This window comes from Bradyrhizobium sp. 18BD, assembly GCF_054185225.1.
On record NZ_JAVAYL010000005.1, the window covers coordinates 269,866 to 284,359 of the forward strand.

15 protein-coding genes are annotated in these 14,494 nt (G+C 65.4%); 7 read left to right on the forward strand and 8 right to left on the reverse strand.

The genetic code is table 11. From position 1 onward, the window contains the following. The first annotated feature begins 42 nt into the window (after nucleotides 1–42). Both RAD16_RS11865 and RAD16_RS11870 read left to right on the forward strand, forming a co-directional pair. Nucleotides 43–870 (forward strand): FAD binding domain-containing protein, encoded by an 828-nt coding sequence (locus RAD16_RS11865; RefSeq protein ID WP_458158054.1) that lies wholly within the window; start codon nucleotides 43–45, stop codon nucleotides 868–870. Next, nucleotides 867–3,593, forward strand: coding sequence for a molybdopterin-dependent oxidoreductase (locus RAD16_RS11870; protein WP_458158055.1), 2,727 nt, complete (start codon nucleotides 867–869; stop codon nucleotides 3,591–3,593). The genes RAD16_RS11865 and RAD16_RS11870 overlap by 4 nt, the downstream gene beginning before the upstream one ends. Here RAD16_RS11870 and uraD read toward each other — a convergent pair. From uraD to RAD16_RS11890, 4 genes are all read right to left on the reverse strand, one after another. After that, nucleotides 3,590–4,477, reverse strand: coding sequence for a 2-oxo-4-hydroxy-4-carboxy-5-ureidoimidazoline decarboxylase (gene uraD, locus RAD16_RS11875; protein ID WP_458158190.1), 888 nt, complete (start codon nucleotides 4,475–4,477; stop codon nucleotides 3,590–3,592). The two genes, RAD16_RS11870 and uraD, sit on opposite strands and share 4 nt — an antisense overlap. Nucleotides 4,478–4,484: 7 nt before the next feature. Continuing rightward, nucleotides 4,485–5,420, reverse strand: a complete 936-nt coding sequence (puuE, locus tag RAD16_RS11880) for an allantoinase PuuE (protein WP_458158056.1) — start codon at nucleotides 5,418–5,420, stop codon at nucleotides 4,485–4,487. After that, complete coding sequence (locus RAD16_RS11885) at nucleotides 5,421–5,834, reverse strand: DUF3830 family protein (RefSeq protein WP_092022597.1); 414 nt, start codon at nucleotides 5,832–5,834, stop codon at nucleotides 5,421–5,423. A 98-nt stretch (nucleotides 5,835–5,932) separates the two neighbouring features. Beyond that, a complete protein-coding gene (locus RAD16_RS11890) occupies nucleotides 5,933–6,217 on the reverse strand; it encodes a hypothetical protein (protein WP_326898189.1) in 285 nt (94 codons plus the stop codon). Nucleotides 6,218–6,483: 266 nt separating this feature from the next. Here RAD16_RS11890 and RAD16_RS11895 point away from each other — a divergent pair, with 266 nt between their 5' ends. After that, a complete protein-coding gene (locus tag RAD16_RS11895) occupies nucleotides 6,484–6,702 on the forward strand; it encodes a hypothetical protein (protein ID WP_458158057.1) in 219 nt (72 codons plus the stop codon). Nucleotides 6,703–7,726: 1,024 nt separating this feature from the next. On the opposite strand, the gene RAD16_RS11900 is transcribed toward RAD16_RS11895, so the two are convergent. Continuing rightward, nucleotides 7,727–8,116 (reverse strand): hypothetical protein, encoded by a 390-nt coding sequence (locus RAD16_RS11900; RefSeq protein ID WP_458158058.1) that lies wholly within the window; start codon nucleotides 8,114–8,116, stop codon nucleotides 7,727–7,729. Between the two features lie 293 nt (nucleotides 8,117–8,409). Between RAD16_RS11900 and RAD16_RS11905 the strand changes: the two genes are divergently transcribed. Both RAD16_RS11905 and RAD16_RS11910 read left to right on the forward strand, forming a co-directional pair. Further along, a complete protein-coding gene (locus tag RAD16_RS11905) occupies nucleotides 8,410–8,667 on the forward strand; it encodes a DUF2798 domain-containing protein (protein WP_157326962.1) in 258 nt (85 codons plus the stop codon). Between the two features lie 96 nt (nucleotides 8,668–8,763). Further along, nucleotides 8,764–9,951 carry an MFS transporter gene (locus RAD16_RS11910; protein WP_458158191.1) on the forward strand — a complete coding sequence of 396 codons (1,188 nt, stop codon included), beginning with the start codon at nucleotides 8,764–8,766 and terminating at the stop codon, nucleotides 9,949–9,951. 3 nt (nucleotides 9,952–9,954) lie between these two features. Here RAD16_RS11910 and RAD16_RS11915 read toward each other — a convergent pair whose 3' ends face one another. From RAD16_RS11915 to RAD16_RS11925, 3 genes are all read right to left on the reverse strand, one after another. Beyond that, nucleotides 9,955–11,742 (reverse strand): chloride channel protein, encoded by a 1,788-nt coding sequence (locus tag RAD16_RS11915; RefSeq protein ID WP_458158059.1) that lies wholly within the window; start codon nucleotides 11,740–11,742, stop codon nucleotides 9,955–9,957. 11 nt (nucleotides 11,743–11,753) lie between these two features. Beyond that, nucleotides 11,754–12,407 (reverse strand): L-fuculose-phosphate aldolase, encoded by a 654-nt coding sequence (locus tag RAD16_RS11920; RefSeq protein WP_458158060.1) that lies wholly within the window; start codon nucleotides 12,405–12,407, stop codon nucleotides 11,754–11,756. A gap of 170 nt (nucleotides 12,408–12,577) precedes the next feature. Then, entirely contained in the window at nucleotides 12,578–13,204 is a 627-nt protein-coding gene (locus RAD16_RS11925) for a MarC family protein (RefSeq protein WP_458158061.1), read from the reverse strand. Nucleotides 13,205–13,352: 148 nt separating this feature from the next. Between RAD16_RS11925 and RAD16_RS11930 the strand changes: the two genes are divergently transcribed. Next, nucleotides 13,353–13,922, forward strand: coding sequence for a YciE/YciF ferroxidase family protein (locus RAD16_RS11930; RefSeq protein ID WP_458158192.1), 570 nt, complete (start codon nucleotides 13,353–13,355; stop codon nucleotides 13,920–13,922). Nucleotides 13,923–14,109: 187 nt separating this feature from the next. Continuing rightward, nucleotides 14,110–14,493, forward strand: coding sequence for an Hsp20/alpha crystallin family protein (locus RAD16_RS11935; RefSeq protein WP_194466963.1), 384 nt, complete (start codon nucleotides 14,110–14,112; stop codon nucleotides 14,491–14,493). Nucleotide 14,494 lies beyond the last annotated feature (1 nt).

Below are 14,494 nucleotides of genomic sequence, written 5' to 3' on the forward strand. Positions count from 1 at the left end.
ACTCATCTCTACGATTCACCGGGCGAAAGCTTTGGCGCAGCCATGGATTTGAATACCATCACGACGGTGGCCCATCCGCAAACGCGCGCACAACTGCCCGTTTGGACGTCAGGTGATGCTTGGCTCGCGGGCGGCACCTGGCTGTTCTCGGAGCCGCAGGCGCACCTGAAACGGCTGATCGATCTCACCGACCTGAAATGGCCGGCGCTGACGATCACAGACAACCATCTCAGCATCGCCGCCACCTGCACCGTCGCGCAGCTCGATGGCTTCGCCTGCCCGCCCGAATGGCTCGCAGCTCCGCTGATCGGCCAGTGCTGCCGCGCGTTCCTTGCCTCATTCAAGATCTGGAAGACGGCGACCGTCGGCGGCAATGTCTGCATGTCGCTGCCGGCGGGACCGATGATCTCGCTCACCTCGGGGCTCGACGGCGTCTGCACCATCTGGAAGGCCGGCGGCGGCGAGCAGAGGATTCCCGTCATCGATTTCATCACCGGCAACCAGCGCAACCGCCTGACGCCGGGCGACCTGCTGCGGCAGATCGATATCCCGCTTCCCGCGCTGAAGCGCCGCACGGCGTTTCGCCAGATCTCGCTCGCACCGGTCGGCCGCTCGGCGGCACTCCTGATCGGGAGCCTCGATACCGACGGCACATTGGCGCTGACGGTCACCGCCTCGACGGTGCGGCCGATCCGGCTGTCCTTTCCCAAGGCCCCGGACGCGACCGCGCTTCGCGACGCCATCGCGCAGCAGATCACGGATGATCTCTACCACACCGACATCCACGGCAAGCCGCTTTGGCGCAAGCACATGACGCAGCGGCTCGCCGAAGAGATCCGCGGCGAACTGCTCGGGGTAGCGCGACCATGAGCTTCGAGGTCAACGGCAACACATTTTCGCAAGCGCCGCGCGCGGGGCAGTGCCTGCGCACATTCCTGCGCGAGCTCGGGCACTTCGGCGTCAAGAAGGGCTGCGATGCCGGCGATTGCGGCGCCTGCACCGTGCTGCTCGACGGCGAACCCGTGCATAGCTGTCTGATCCCGGCATTCCGCGCCGAGGGGCGCGCGATCACGACGATCGAAGGGCTTGGCGGCGACCAAGGCGCGCATCCGATGCAGCAGGCCTTTCTCGATGCGCAAGGCTTTCAATGCGGCTTCTGCACCGCCGGCATGATCCTGACCTGCGCCTCGCTGAACCAGGCGCAGCGCACCGATCTCGGCTCCGCGCTGAAGGGCAACATCTGCCGCTGCACCGGCTATCGTTCGATCGAGGACGCGCTGCTCGGCAAGCTCAATGTCGAGGAGAGCGTCGAGCCCGGTGCCGCCTTCGGCCGCAGCCTGCCGGCCCCGGCAGGCCCGGACGTCGTGCGCGGCAAGGCGCGCTACACATTCGACACCGAGATCGACGGCCTGCTGCACATCAAGCTGCTGCGCTCGCCCCATGCCCACGCCAGGATCGTCGCGATCGACACGTCGGACGCCCTTCGCGTTCCCGGCGTGCACGCGGTGCTGACGCATGAGGATGCGCCGTCGGCCCTGATCTCGACCGCGCGGCACGAGAAGGACTGGATGGACCCCGAGGACACCCGCGTCCTCGATGACGTTGTTCGCTTCATCGGCCAGAAGGTTGCCGCCGTTGTCGCCGAGAGCGAAGGTGCTGCAGAGGAGGCGTGCCGCCGGATCAAGGTCGATTACAAGGTCCTGCCCGCGCTGATCGATCCGGAGGAGGCGATGGCGCCGGGCGCACCGATCCTTCATCCCGACCGCACCACCGCGAACCGCATCGCCGATCCCCAGCGCAATCTCGCGGCGGAGACGCACGGCGAATATGGTGACGTCGCGGCAGCGCTCGCCACCTCCGCCGTCACCTACGAGGCCACCTTCCACAGCCATCGCGTGCAGCACGCCGCGCTGGAGACCCATGGCGGCCTCGCCTGGCTCGATGATGCGGGCGTGCTCAACGTCCGCACCTCGACGCAGGTGCCGTTCCTGACCCGGCGGGCGTTGTCGGACATCTTCCAGCTTCCCCTGGACAAGGTCCGCGTGTTCTGCGAGCGCGTCGGCGGCGGCTTTGGCGGCAAGCAGGAGATGTTCGTCGAGGACATTCTGGCGCTCGCCGCGCTCAGGACCGGGCGGCCGGTGAAGCTGGAGCTCACCCGCGAGGAGCAGTTCATCGCGACCTCGACGCGGCATCCGATGCGGGTTCACATCAAGGCCGGCGCGGATGCCGACGGCAAGCTCACCGCGCTCCAGCTCGACGTGCTCTCCGACACTGGCGCCTACGGCAATCACGCCGGGCCCGTGATGTTCCACTCGCTGTCCGAGTCCATTGCCGTCTACAATTGTCCCAACAAGCGGGTCGACGGCTACGCCGTCTACACCAACACGGTGCCGTCGGGTGCATTCCGCGGCTATGGCCTGCCGCAGACGCTGATCGCGATCGAGGCCGCGATCGACGAGCTGGCGAAGCAGCTCGGCATCAGCCCTTACGAGATGCGTCGGCGCAACATCGTCAGGCTGGGCGACCCTATGCTGTCGCCGCCGCCGTCCGAATTTCACGACGTGCTCTATGGCTCCTACGGGCTCGACCAGTGCATCGACCTCGTCGAGCGCGCGATGCAGGCCGATGGTCCGCAGCCGGAGCTGTCGCCGGAATGGCTGATCGGCGACGGCGTCGCGCTGACCATGATCGACACGGTGCCGCCCGCCGGCCACATCGCAGATGCCATGATCGCACTCAACGACGACGGCGGCTTCGATCTCACCGTCGGCACCGCCGAGTTCGGCAACGGCACCAGCACGGTGCACCGGCAGATCGCAGCGACGACGCTCGCAACCACCGTCGACCGCATCCATCTGCGCCAGTCCGACACCGCCCATGGCGGCCACGACACCGGCGCCTATGGCAGCGCCGGCACCTTTGTCGCGGGCAAGGCAACGCATGAAGCGGCCATGCAGCTTGCGACCGAACTGAAGGCCGCGGCTGCAGACGCCTGGCTGTGCAGCGCCGAGAGCTGCACGCTCGAGGACGAAGCCGTCGTCAGCGGCGTGCGGCGGATGTCCTTTGCGGAACTCGCCAAGCTCGCCCGCGAGCGCGGCCAGCCATTCGCCGCGCACGGCAATTCCGGCGGCACGCCGCGCTCGGTCGGCTTCAACGTGCAAGGCTTTCGCGTCGCCGTGAACAAGGGCACCGGCGAGCTCAGGATTCTTAGGAGCGTGCAGGCGGCGGACGCCGGAATCGTCGCCAATCCCATGCAGTGCCGCGGCCAGGTCGAAGGCGGCGTCGCGCAGGCGCTCGGGGCCGCGCTGTATGAGGAGATGGTGATCGACGCCGAGGGGCGCGTCACCAACCCGAAGTTCCGCGACTACCATTTGCCGTCCTTCGCCGACGTGCCGCGCACCGAGGTGCTCTTCGCCGACACCTCCGACACGATCGGGCCGCTGGGCGCGAAGTCGATGAGCGAGAGTCCGTACAATCCGGTGGCCGCCGCACTCGGCAACGCAATCGCGGATGCCACCGGCATCCGCTTCACCGCGCCACCTTTCAAGCCGGATCGGCTGTTTCCGGCACTACACGAGAAGTTCGGTAGCTAGCTGCCGCGATAGGTCGAATAACTCCAGGGCGTGACCAGCAACGGCACGTGGTAGTGGTTTTCCGGCTCGCTGATCGCAAAGCGCAGCGGGATTTCGTCGAGGAACGGCGGATCGGACAGCGGCACATTGCGCTCGGCGTAGTATTTCGCGACGCTGAAGCGAAGCTCATAGCGGCCGATCGGCAGCGGGCGGCCGCCGATCAGCGGCTGGTCGGTGCGGCCGTCTGCGTTCGTCACGGTGCGCGCGATCACGCGACTTTCACCGAGATTCGAGAGCTCGACGAGCTCCACCGGGATGCCGGGCGCAGGCTTGCCGGCGTGATTGTCCAGCACATGCGTCGAGAGCCGGCCATGCACCTTCAACTTGTCGTCAGCAATGACGAGCTGATCGAGCCGCAGTGCCGAGATGCGGCCGATCTCCTCGATCGCACGGCGCGTCTCGGTCTTGGCGATATTGCGCAACCGCGTCTCGAAGTCGCTCAGCACGGAATCCCTAGTGTGGCGCCGCACGCAGACAATATAGGGGATTCCGAACTTGTCACGGTAAGCATTGTTGACGCACTCGAACGCGGTGTATTCGGCGTCCGACAGCCGGTCGAGGCCCGCACTGTTCTGCTCATCGGTCGATTCCGCCGTGAGCCCCGCCGCGCGCTGGGTCTTGTTGGCGAGATCCGGATGCGCGCGGATCAGAGCGAGCTGCACGTCGGGGTCGGCACTCTGGATCGCCGCCATCAGCGCGGCATGCAATTGATGGATGCCGGCGAACGGCCGTTGTCCGGCGAGCTGCTCGGCGATCCACGGCGAATATTCGACGACGTTGGCGAGCGCAGCGACGAAGTCGCTCTTGCTAGCGGCATTGAGATCGGCGAGCGAGATTTGCGACATCACGGCTTTACCCGATCTCGAACGCATCAGTGGCAAGATGCGCATGCTTGTCGTGCCAGTGCTGTGCGATCTGAAGTCGCGTCGGCACCCAGACCCGCTCGTGCTTGCCGATATAGTCGAGGAAGCGGATCAACCCCGCAGCGCGGCCGGGCCGCCCGGCGAGACGGCAATGCAGCCCCACCGACATCATCTTCGGCGCGGTCGCGCCTTCCGCATAGAGCACGTCGAAGGCATCCTTCAAATAAGTGAAGAACTGCTCGCCTTCGGCAAACCCTTGCGGATTGATGAAGCGCATGTCGTTGGCATCTAGCGTATAGGGAATGACGAGCTGCTTGCCCTTGGCGCCCTTGACCCAATAGGGCAGATCGTCGGCATAGGAGTCGCAGAGATAGAGGAAGCCGCCCTCCTCCATCAGCAGACGGTTGGTGTTGATCGAGGAGCGCCCGGTGTACCAGCCGAGCGGCCGCGTGCCGGTGGCCTCGGTGTGGACGCGGATCGATTCGGCGATCTCGGCGCGCTCCTGCGCCTCGGTCATGTCCTTGTGCTCGATCCATTTCAGGCTATGGCTCGCGATGTCCCAGCCGGACTCCTTCATCGCCGCAACGATCTCCGGATTGCGCTTCAGCGCGGTGGCGACACCGAACACGGTGGTCGGCCACTTCCGCTCATTGAACATCCGCCACAGCCGCCAGAAGCCGGCGCGCGAGCCGTATTCGAACATCGACTCGATATTGGCGTGGCGCTGGCCCGGCCAGGGCTGCGCGCCGAGCACGTCGGACAGGAAGGCCTCCGACGCGCGATCGCCGTGCAGGATGTTGTTCTCGCCGCCCTCCTCGAAGTTGACGACGAACTGCACCGCGACCCGCGCGTTGCCGGGCCATTGCGGATGCGGCGGATTGCGGCCGTAACCGCGGAGATCGCGCGGGTAGCGGACGTCAGTCACTCAGACTTCCTCGAAGCGGATCGGCAAGGCGCCCTTCCACAGCACGCTCTTGCCGAGGGTTGCGAGATTCTCGAGGCCCGAGGTCACGGTGATGAAGTGATTGCCGGCGAGCTGGCCCATCTTGCTGGCGAAGCTCACGCCGCCATAGGCCATTAGGATCTCGGTCTCGCTGATGCCGCCCGGATACAGGATGATCTGGCCGGGCGCGGGATAGCTGGTGTGGTTCTCGTAGCCGACGCCGAAGTCGAGGTCGCCGAGCGGCATCCACACCGCCTCGCCGCTCCAGCGCACATGGATGATGTGGCTCTCGAACGGCAGCGCCTTGCGGAACGCCGCGACGGTCTTGGGCGCCGCCTGCTCCTCGAAGCGGGCATCGAAGGTGAAATCGCCGGCGCGGATAACGAGTTTGCTCATCTCATCTCTCTGGATCGGGGGCCAAGGGATCGGAGGCCCCACGGTGAATTTTCAAGCAAAGAGCATTCCAGACGACGTCGCGCAAGTGGCGAGGCGCGTCACCTGCGGTCGTAGGACCAGCCGAAAATGCCGCTCCGCCGCGTCTCCGGCTCCGCCTCGGCGGCGGCCGGCGGAGGCGGCGCCTCCTTCAGTTCCGCCTGCGGCGGCGGCGCGGGCGGCGCCGGCAGGTTCTCGCATTTCATGGAATAGACCAGCTTGCCGTCTGCGGTCCGCCCGATCGGGGCACAGGGGTCCGGATGCGCCGCCGAGCTCTTCGGGGTGAGCTTGACCTGCGCCGCGGCCGGCGAGGCGATCAGGAGGAGAACCAGCAGATATTTCGACATCATTGTCGCCGGGAAACCAAAGTCTGGAACCGAATTCGCCCCATTGAACCGGATTGCGGCAGGCAAGTCCATCGCAGCATTGGCGCGATTGCCGAATATTTAGCCGAGCGCAAAAAATTGGCTCGCCCCATCGTGATGGCCGCGCGTCCGATCGTGACGCCGTCGCTGCTGATATTCGGCAGGCCCCATCGCCATGTCAGCCCCCGACGACGAACACATGAGACATTTTTCTCACAGCCGGAGTCGCCGTCACGGGAGAAACAACCATGCGAAAGACCTTTGCCATTCTCGGCGCCACCCTGATTGCCGCCGCCACCATCCAGACCGCCGCAGCGAGCGATCGTCACCACGTCCGCAAGGCGCACCCGGCGCCCATCACTCAGTCGGTGCGCGACTCCAATGCGGCCATGTGGCCCTCGCAGCAGCCCGTGCCCGACTGGTCGCGTTACGCCAACGGCGCGATGTCGGCGCCGGCGGGGCGGTGAGAGCACTGCTGCATCCACATATCGTCGCTCAGGCGCTAAGTTAGCTCCGTCATCCTGAGGTGCGAGTGATGGGGCGCGAAGCGCCCCATCGGGAGCCTCGAAGGATGAGCGGCCACGATGTGAGAGCCGGGCTGTCGCCCTTCGAGGCTTGCTCAGCGGCGCGAGGCGCCGCAGAGCGCGCACCGTGAAGGGTATAGATTGGAGTTCGCTTCCTCCGCATCGTCATTGCGAGCGTAGCGAAGCAATCCAGAGTCCCTCCGCGGAAAGACTCTGGATTGCTTCGTCGCTTTGCTCCTCGCAATGACGGAGCAAGGAGCAGCATCGTCGGCCTCCAAGGCGCGTTTCAACTTGCAGACACGCCTTCGCATTCTCGCGGCTCAATTCGCCCGAGCTTTGCTTGGTCATTCCACCCTCCAGAACCAAGAGGGCGCAGGGAAGGCCGGGTGCCGGCTGGCACCCGCGGTCCGCTGCGCGAAAGTGGTGCGCTAGGAGACCGCACAGCAGCATACAGGTGAAGCCCAACACACGGCCTTCCCTGCGCGATGGTTGGACGGCTTATGCCGCGCTCTCCCGGGAGCCGAGTTCCCTTTGGCCTCCCTCACCTTCGCGAAAGTCGCCAGCACCGCGCCGGTTGACGCTGATGCCGCATCCACGAAAGCTTGACCGTAGCAACGACGGCCAGGACCACACGGTTTTGCCGTACGCACGGCTCGCTGCTCGCCGCAGTTTTCCCGGCCCTGTCGACGGAGCCGGAAACTTACTGGCGAAACGAACCTGACAGCGCCGCTCGTCGGCACGAAGTCTTGGGCTCACGGAGAGCAATCCGCCCTGCCCAATCCTCTCGCGCCCGACGCTGCCGCGTCCACCGCAAGCCCGGCTCGCGAAAATGACGACCACATGATCGCCCCTCAAGGATGAGCCGGGATGGGGCAATGGATACGACAATTCCGAATTTCGGTAAAGTAGAATATTTTCGAGCAGGCTGATTGACACCCTTGGGGGTGTTTTGCCCGACGGGCAATTGTCAGTACGGATTGTAGTAGTAGCGCGGACCGCCATAATAGCCGTAGCCGGGCCCATAATAGCGCGGACCGCCATAGTAATAATTGTCGTAGTATTCCTGGCGGCGGCTCTCGGCAATCGCGCCGCCGATCAGGCCGGCCGCGACACCCATGAAGGCAAGGCCGGCAGCGTTCGGTCCGCGCCGGTAATAGTGACGACGTCGCGCGGCGCTGAAATCGGTGGCGCTAGAGGTGCCCTGGCCAGCGACCGCAGCCTTCCCAGCGACCGCAGCCTTCGGGGCCGGCGTGGTCGATGCCGCGGCGGACGGCGATGCAGAGGCCGCAATCAGGGCGAGGCTTGCGAACGCAGCTACAACAGTCTTGCGGCCGGACATCACGGGTCCAATACTCATCTTGACCTTCCTCTATTCTCGCCCAAAGAGACCTAAGCAAACGACCGATAACGAGCAAACCACTGAAATGGTTTCATGATCGCGGCAATCTGCCACGCTTTGAACGATTGTAAGCCGAACGACCTGATCCAGCTTGCACCACTCAACCTGAGCGGATAATGAACAGCCGCGCGCCGCTTTCCGGTCGCCGTAAGCGTTCACGTGAACCAACGCATCAACCGACGCCGTCGGGATCGATGCCATTTTTCAGGGTTCGCCGTGACTGACGCGTCCTTTCCTTCAAGAGAAATCAGATGATTGCGGTTCGCAAACTGCCGGCGCGCTATGCGCCGATCGTGATGCCATTCGTGCTGTCCATCCTCATGACGGCGGTGGTGTCGGTCATTTCGACGCTGCGGAGCCTCGGCGCGACGCCGGCGTTCCTCGCGACGTGGCCGGGCGCCTGGGCGCTGTCATGGCTCGTCGCTTTCCCCACGCTGCTGATGGTGCTGCCACTGGTCCGCCGGATCGTGGCCTGCCTCGTCGCATCCCCCTCTCAACCAGGCCGATAGCCGGCGCGGACGGCGACGCATGAGGCGCGCCGTCGCGCTTCCAGATTGCTCAACACCTTGGACCAAGCTTCCACACTTCTCGCTTCACCCGTCGCGCTGTCGCGACATCCGCCGCTGCTGCTCTACATCGCCTCGCGAAGCCTGTCGGAGTTCTCCTACCAGGTCGCAACCGTAGCGGTGGGCTGGCAGATCTATGCGCTGACCGGCAGTGCCTTCTATCTCGGCCTCGCGGGCCTCGTGCAATTCATCCCGAGCGCGCTACTCGTCTTCGTCGCCGGACATGCGGCCGACCGCTACAACCGCCGCCGTATCGTGCAGCTCTGCGAGGTGACGCAGGGTCTTGCGGCCGGCTATCTCGCCATGCGGCTGCTGATGGGGACACTGACGGCGCCCGAGATCTTCGCCGTGCTCGGTGTGTTCGGGCTCTGCGGTGCCTTCGAAAGCCCGGCCTCGTCCGCGCTGCTGCCGGCCGTCGCGCCTGACGGCATGCTGCAGCGGGCAACGGCGCTTGCGACCGGCGCCTGGCAGGTCGCAACCATCGGCGGCCCTGCCGTCGGTGGTCTCACCTACGCGCTGTCACCCGGCGCGCCCTTCGTGCTGATGGCGGTGCTGTCGCTGATCGCGAGCGGCCTCAGCGGCCTGATCCGCGTCGAACGTGTCGCCCCTTCCGAGCACGAAGGTGTCGAAGGGCTTTTCGCCGGCCTGCATTTCGTCCGCAACAATCCTGCCATCCTCGGCACGATCTCGCTCGACCTGTTCGCGGTCCTGCTCGGTGGCGCCACCGCGCTGCTGCCGATCTATGCCAAGGACATCCTGCAGGCCGGACCCTGGGCGCTCGGCGTGATGCGGGCCGCGCCCGCCGTCGGTGCGCTATTGATGACGGCGGTGATCGCGCGCCATCCGATCACGCGGCGCGCCGGACTGCGGATGTTCCAGGCGGTGATTGCATTCGGGCTCGCCACCATCGTGTTCGCACTGTCGCGAAACGTCTGGCTATCGATCATCGCGCTTGCCGCGATGGGCGCGGCCGACACGATCAGCGTCGTCGTCCGCGTCGCGCTGGTGCAGCTCGCAACGCCCGATGCGATGCGTGGCCGCGTCGGCGCCGTCAACTTCCTCTTCATCAACGCCTCGAACCAGCTCGGCGAATTCGAGAGCGGCATGGCGGCAGCCCTGCTCGGCGCCATGCCGGCAGCCGCGCTCGGCGGTATCGGCACCATCGCGATCGCGCTGCTCTGGATGAAGCTGTTCCCGGTGCTGCGGGAGGTCGATCAGCTGGAGTGAAGTTTACGACAACGCGCCGAGCACGCCGCGCGTCGCCTTGTCGATCTCCTCGACATAGCGGCGGCGGGCGAACGTCTCGGTGAGGAAGCCGACCACTTTGCGGCTGTCGGTGGAATCGACCACCGCCAGCATCTCGGCTTCCGCCTCGTCGAACACCGCCATCGCCGATTTCACGTTCATTTCCGGGATCAGCACGATGTCGAGCAAGCGGGCGAGCTCGATCACCTGGATGTCGTCGGCGATGCTGTCGAGATCGCTGGAGAACAGATCGGGCAGCAGGACGAGGCCGACATATTCGTCGGCATTGTTGACGATGACGACGCCCGGGCGCGAGCCCAGCGCGAATTCGCGGCGGACCGCAGCGATCGTTGTGGTCGACGGCACCTTGCCGACGTCGGAGCGCATCAGCCGCTCCACGGTGAGGTTGCGCAGCCAGCCGACGTCGTTGGCGCTGCGGATGGTCTCGCCGCGCAGATGCAGGCGCCAGGTCGAGAAGGAATGGCCGAACATGAAGCGGACGCAGATCGAGGTGACGATGCAGCCGGCCAGCACCACGGCGGTGACGTCGACATTGCGGGTCATCTCGAGCACGAGGAACGACATCGTCAGGGGACCGCCGACGATGGCGACGCCGAGCGTCGCCATGCCCGTCAGCATCGCCACCAGCGGATCGATCACGAAGTTCGGGCTGATCAGGAGCAGCACCGCGGCGAAGAACTTTCCGATCAGACTGCCGACGAACAGCGAGGCGAAGAACAGGCCGCCGCGGAAGCCGGAGGAGAGCGAGATCAGGCAGGCCGTCACCTTCAGGGCAATGATGGTCGCGATCAGGCCGATCGTCATGTCGTGGAACAGATCCAGCACCATGGCGCCGTGGCCGGCGGCGAGCACCTGCGGCGTCACGATCGCAAAGCCGCCGACCATAAGGCCGCCAATCACCGGGCGCAGCCAGACCGGCAGCCAGGCGAACAGGCGCTCGAACACCGGCGAGGAGCGCATCACCGCGATGCCGACGCCGCTGGTGACGAGGGCAAGGCCGATCAGCGCCAGATACTGCTCGACGCCGACGGCGCTGACCTTCGGGATCTCCAATGAATACGGCGCGCCGCCGAGCCATTGCGCGGTCAGGGCACCCGCCAGCGAGGCCGCCAGGATCGGCGCCGCGCTGCCGACCGAATAGACGCCGACGATCAGCTCGCAGGCGTAGAAGGCGCCGGTGATCGGCGCACCGAACGCGGCGGCGATCGCGGCCGCGGCGCCGCAGCCGACCATCAGGCGCAAATCGTTGCGGCGCAGGTTGAAGAACTTGCCGAACAGCGAGGCGATGCCCGAGCCGATCTGGGTATAGCCGGCCTCGAGGCCGACCGAGGCGCCGCAGCCGTTCGAGATCAGCGTCTGGCTCGACACCACCACGCTGTCGCGCATCGACAGATTGCCGCCGCGCAGCGCGTTCGCCTCGATCGGGTCGACCGCGTTCGAGATCTTCATCCGCCGCCGCCACCATTCCATGACGCCGAGCGCGAGACCGCCGAGCGCAGGTGCGAGCATTGCGGCCCACGGGCTCACTCGGGTGTTGGCCGAGAGGCGCACGTCGATGGGAATGCCGTAGATCACGACATGGGCGATCTGCGCGATCTCGGCCATCAGTGTCACCACCGCGCCGGCCAGCGTCCCGATCACCAGCGACAGCGGGATCAGGTAGAACTCGTTGCTGCGCAGCAGTGCGCGCAGCCGAACCATGGTGCGGTTCGTCCCCTTGCGATCGACGAAATGTCTGATCCGCATCAACACGTCTGTTCGCCCTAGCCCTCCGACATGCCGTAGCCGGCCATGCGCTGGCGGACCCGTTCGATCTCGTCGCTGGAGAGCAGCGGCGGATTCCCGATCTGGAGGCAGCCGTGATATTGCCGCGCCAGGGTCTCGACCTCGACGGCGAGCCACATCGCCTTGTCCAGCGTCTTGCCGGTCGCGATCATGCCGTGATGGTCGAGCAGGCAGGCATGCCGCCCCACCAGCGCCCGCAACGCGTGCTCGGAGAGTTCCGCGGTCCCGAAAGTGGCATAGGGCGCGCAGCGGATGCTGTCGCCACCCGCGGCCGCGATCATGTAGTGCGCTGGTGGAATCTCCAGGCCCATGATCGCTAGGATGGTGCAATAGGTCGGGTGGGCGTGGACGACGGCATTGACGTCATCGCGAGCCTTCAGGATGTCCAGATGGAAGCGCCACTCGCTGGACGGCCTCTGTTCAGGCGCATGCGAGCCGTCCATGGCCATGAACACGATCTGGTCCGGCGTCATGGATTCATAGGGCACGCTGGTCGGGGTGATCAGGAGCCCTGCCCCATGCCGGACGCTGATATTGCCGGAGGTGCCCTGGTTGATGCCGAGCGTATTCATGCGGCGGCAGGCGTCGATGATGGCCTGTCTCTTGGCAAGCTCGTCCGCTGGCAACGACATCTCGGTTTCTTCTCGGCTTCTTAGCGATGGGCGCTTGTTAGACCCGAAGTACGTCAAAGCAATATGGCAGTGCAAGAGAAAGCGGCCCGGATCAGCCACCGTCTTGTTGGATGTACCGTTACATCAGGGAATATATCATAAAATCAGCAGATTAGCCGATTGTCGCAGCCTTACGAAAAGCTCGCGCGGACGGCCGCAATCCCGTTGATTACGAACTGCACCGAATAGGCCGCGAGCAGCATGCCGAGCACACGCGAGAGCACCGCATTGCCGGTGCGTCCGAGCGTTCGCGCGATCAGGTGAGCCGAGACGAAGCAGAGCATGCAGAGCAGGCACGCCGCGAGGACGATCGCGATGATGATGGCGAGATTAACCCCGTAGCCGGCGCCGCCCGACAGCAGCAGCGTGGTCGCGATCGCGCCGGGACCGGCCATCATGGGGATGGCGAGCGGAAACACCGCGACATCGGAGGCATGCTCCGCGGTCGCCTTGTCCGCCTCCCGCGCCTCGCGATGCGGCCGGTCGCCGAAGATCATCTGGTAGGACACGCCGAACAGCAGCAGGCCGCCGGCGATCTGGAAGGCGGGGATGCCGATCCCGAGCTGGCGCAGCAGCCAGTTTCCGGCCAGCGCGATCACGACCAGGATCGAGGCCGCGATGACCGGCGCGCGCAGCGCCACCGTCCGCTTGACCGTGTCGGGCATGCCTGATGTCGCGGCGAGAAAGGCCGGCGCGAGGCCGACGGGATCGACCACCAGCAGCAGCGTGACGAAGGCGGACAGGGCGAAGTCGAGCATGGAGGGCGTCTTCTGCGAGCGTAAAAGGCCAGCCATAACGGCTCGCACGCGCCTTCGCGAGGAACATTTGCAGACGCCGGCTCTTGATCGCGTGAGGAGTGAGGAAGGGCGTGCCTTCCCGTGTCGCCTCATGAGGAGGATCGGATCTATGGCTAAGAAAGCAAAGAAACGTGCACCTAAGAAAAAGACCGCATCGCGCCGCCCGCGTCAGGCGCCTAAGATGCTCAGCGACCTGTTTCTGGCAACGTTGAAAGATATCTATTTCGCGGAGAACAAGATCATCAGGACGCTGCCCAAAATGGCCAAGGCCGCGCATTCGAAGGACCTTGCGGCCGCCTTCAACAAGCATCTGCGGGAGACGCAGGGCCAGGTCAAACGTCTGGAGCAGATCTTCCGGATGCTGGACAAGCCCGCGCGCGGCAAGCCGTGCGAGGCGATCAACGGCATCACCGAGGAGGGCGCCGAAATCATGAAGGACTTCAAGAACGCCCCTGCCCTCGACGCCGGACTGCTCGCCGCCGCACAGGCCGTCGAGCATTACGAGATCTCCCGTTATGGCACACTGCGCACCTGGGCCGAGGAGCTCGGCATGCCCGAAGCGGCAAGGCTGCTCCAGGATACGCTGGACGAGGAAGAGGCCACCGACCACACGCTGACCGAGCTCGCCACCTCCGTGATCAACCTTGAAGCGGAGGCCGAGTACCGCGAAGCCGCCTGATAAAGCCGTCCCGCCCCATTGTTGCCTCCGGCGCCGCGGAACATCTCCGCGGCGTCGATGCGTCTGAGCGCGAGGGCCTCCTCTCGATCGAGGGGCCAGGCATGCCCAGGACGCACGATGCTGGAATTTGCGGGAACCATCACCATATCCCCGTTTTCCAACCGCAGCGCCTTCCCCGAGTTTTGCCATGCAACCCAAAAATCCCTTTGACTGGATGCTGTCCGAAGCCCTGGACCAGCTGACCCGCGCCGAACGGCTGCGGCAGCAGTTCGGCCGCCAGGACACCTGCTGGGAGCCGCCGATCGACGTGCTCGAGACCGAGCATGAGCTCTTGATCCTGGTCGCGCTTCCCGGCGTCAATCCGGACAATGTCGAGACGGTGATCCATGACGGCGTACTCGTCATCTCCGGCCAGCGCACGCTGCCGCCGGAGCTTCGCAACGCCCGCATCCACCGCCTTGAGCTGCCGCAGGGGCGTTTTGAGCGCCGCATTGCATTGCCCCTTGGCCGCTACGCCATCAGCCGCTTCGTGATGGACGGCTGCGTCGCACTGCGCCTCGCCAAATCCTGAG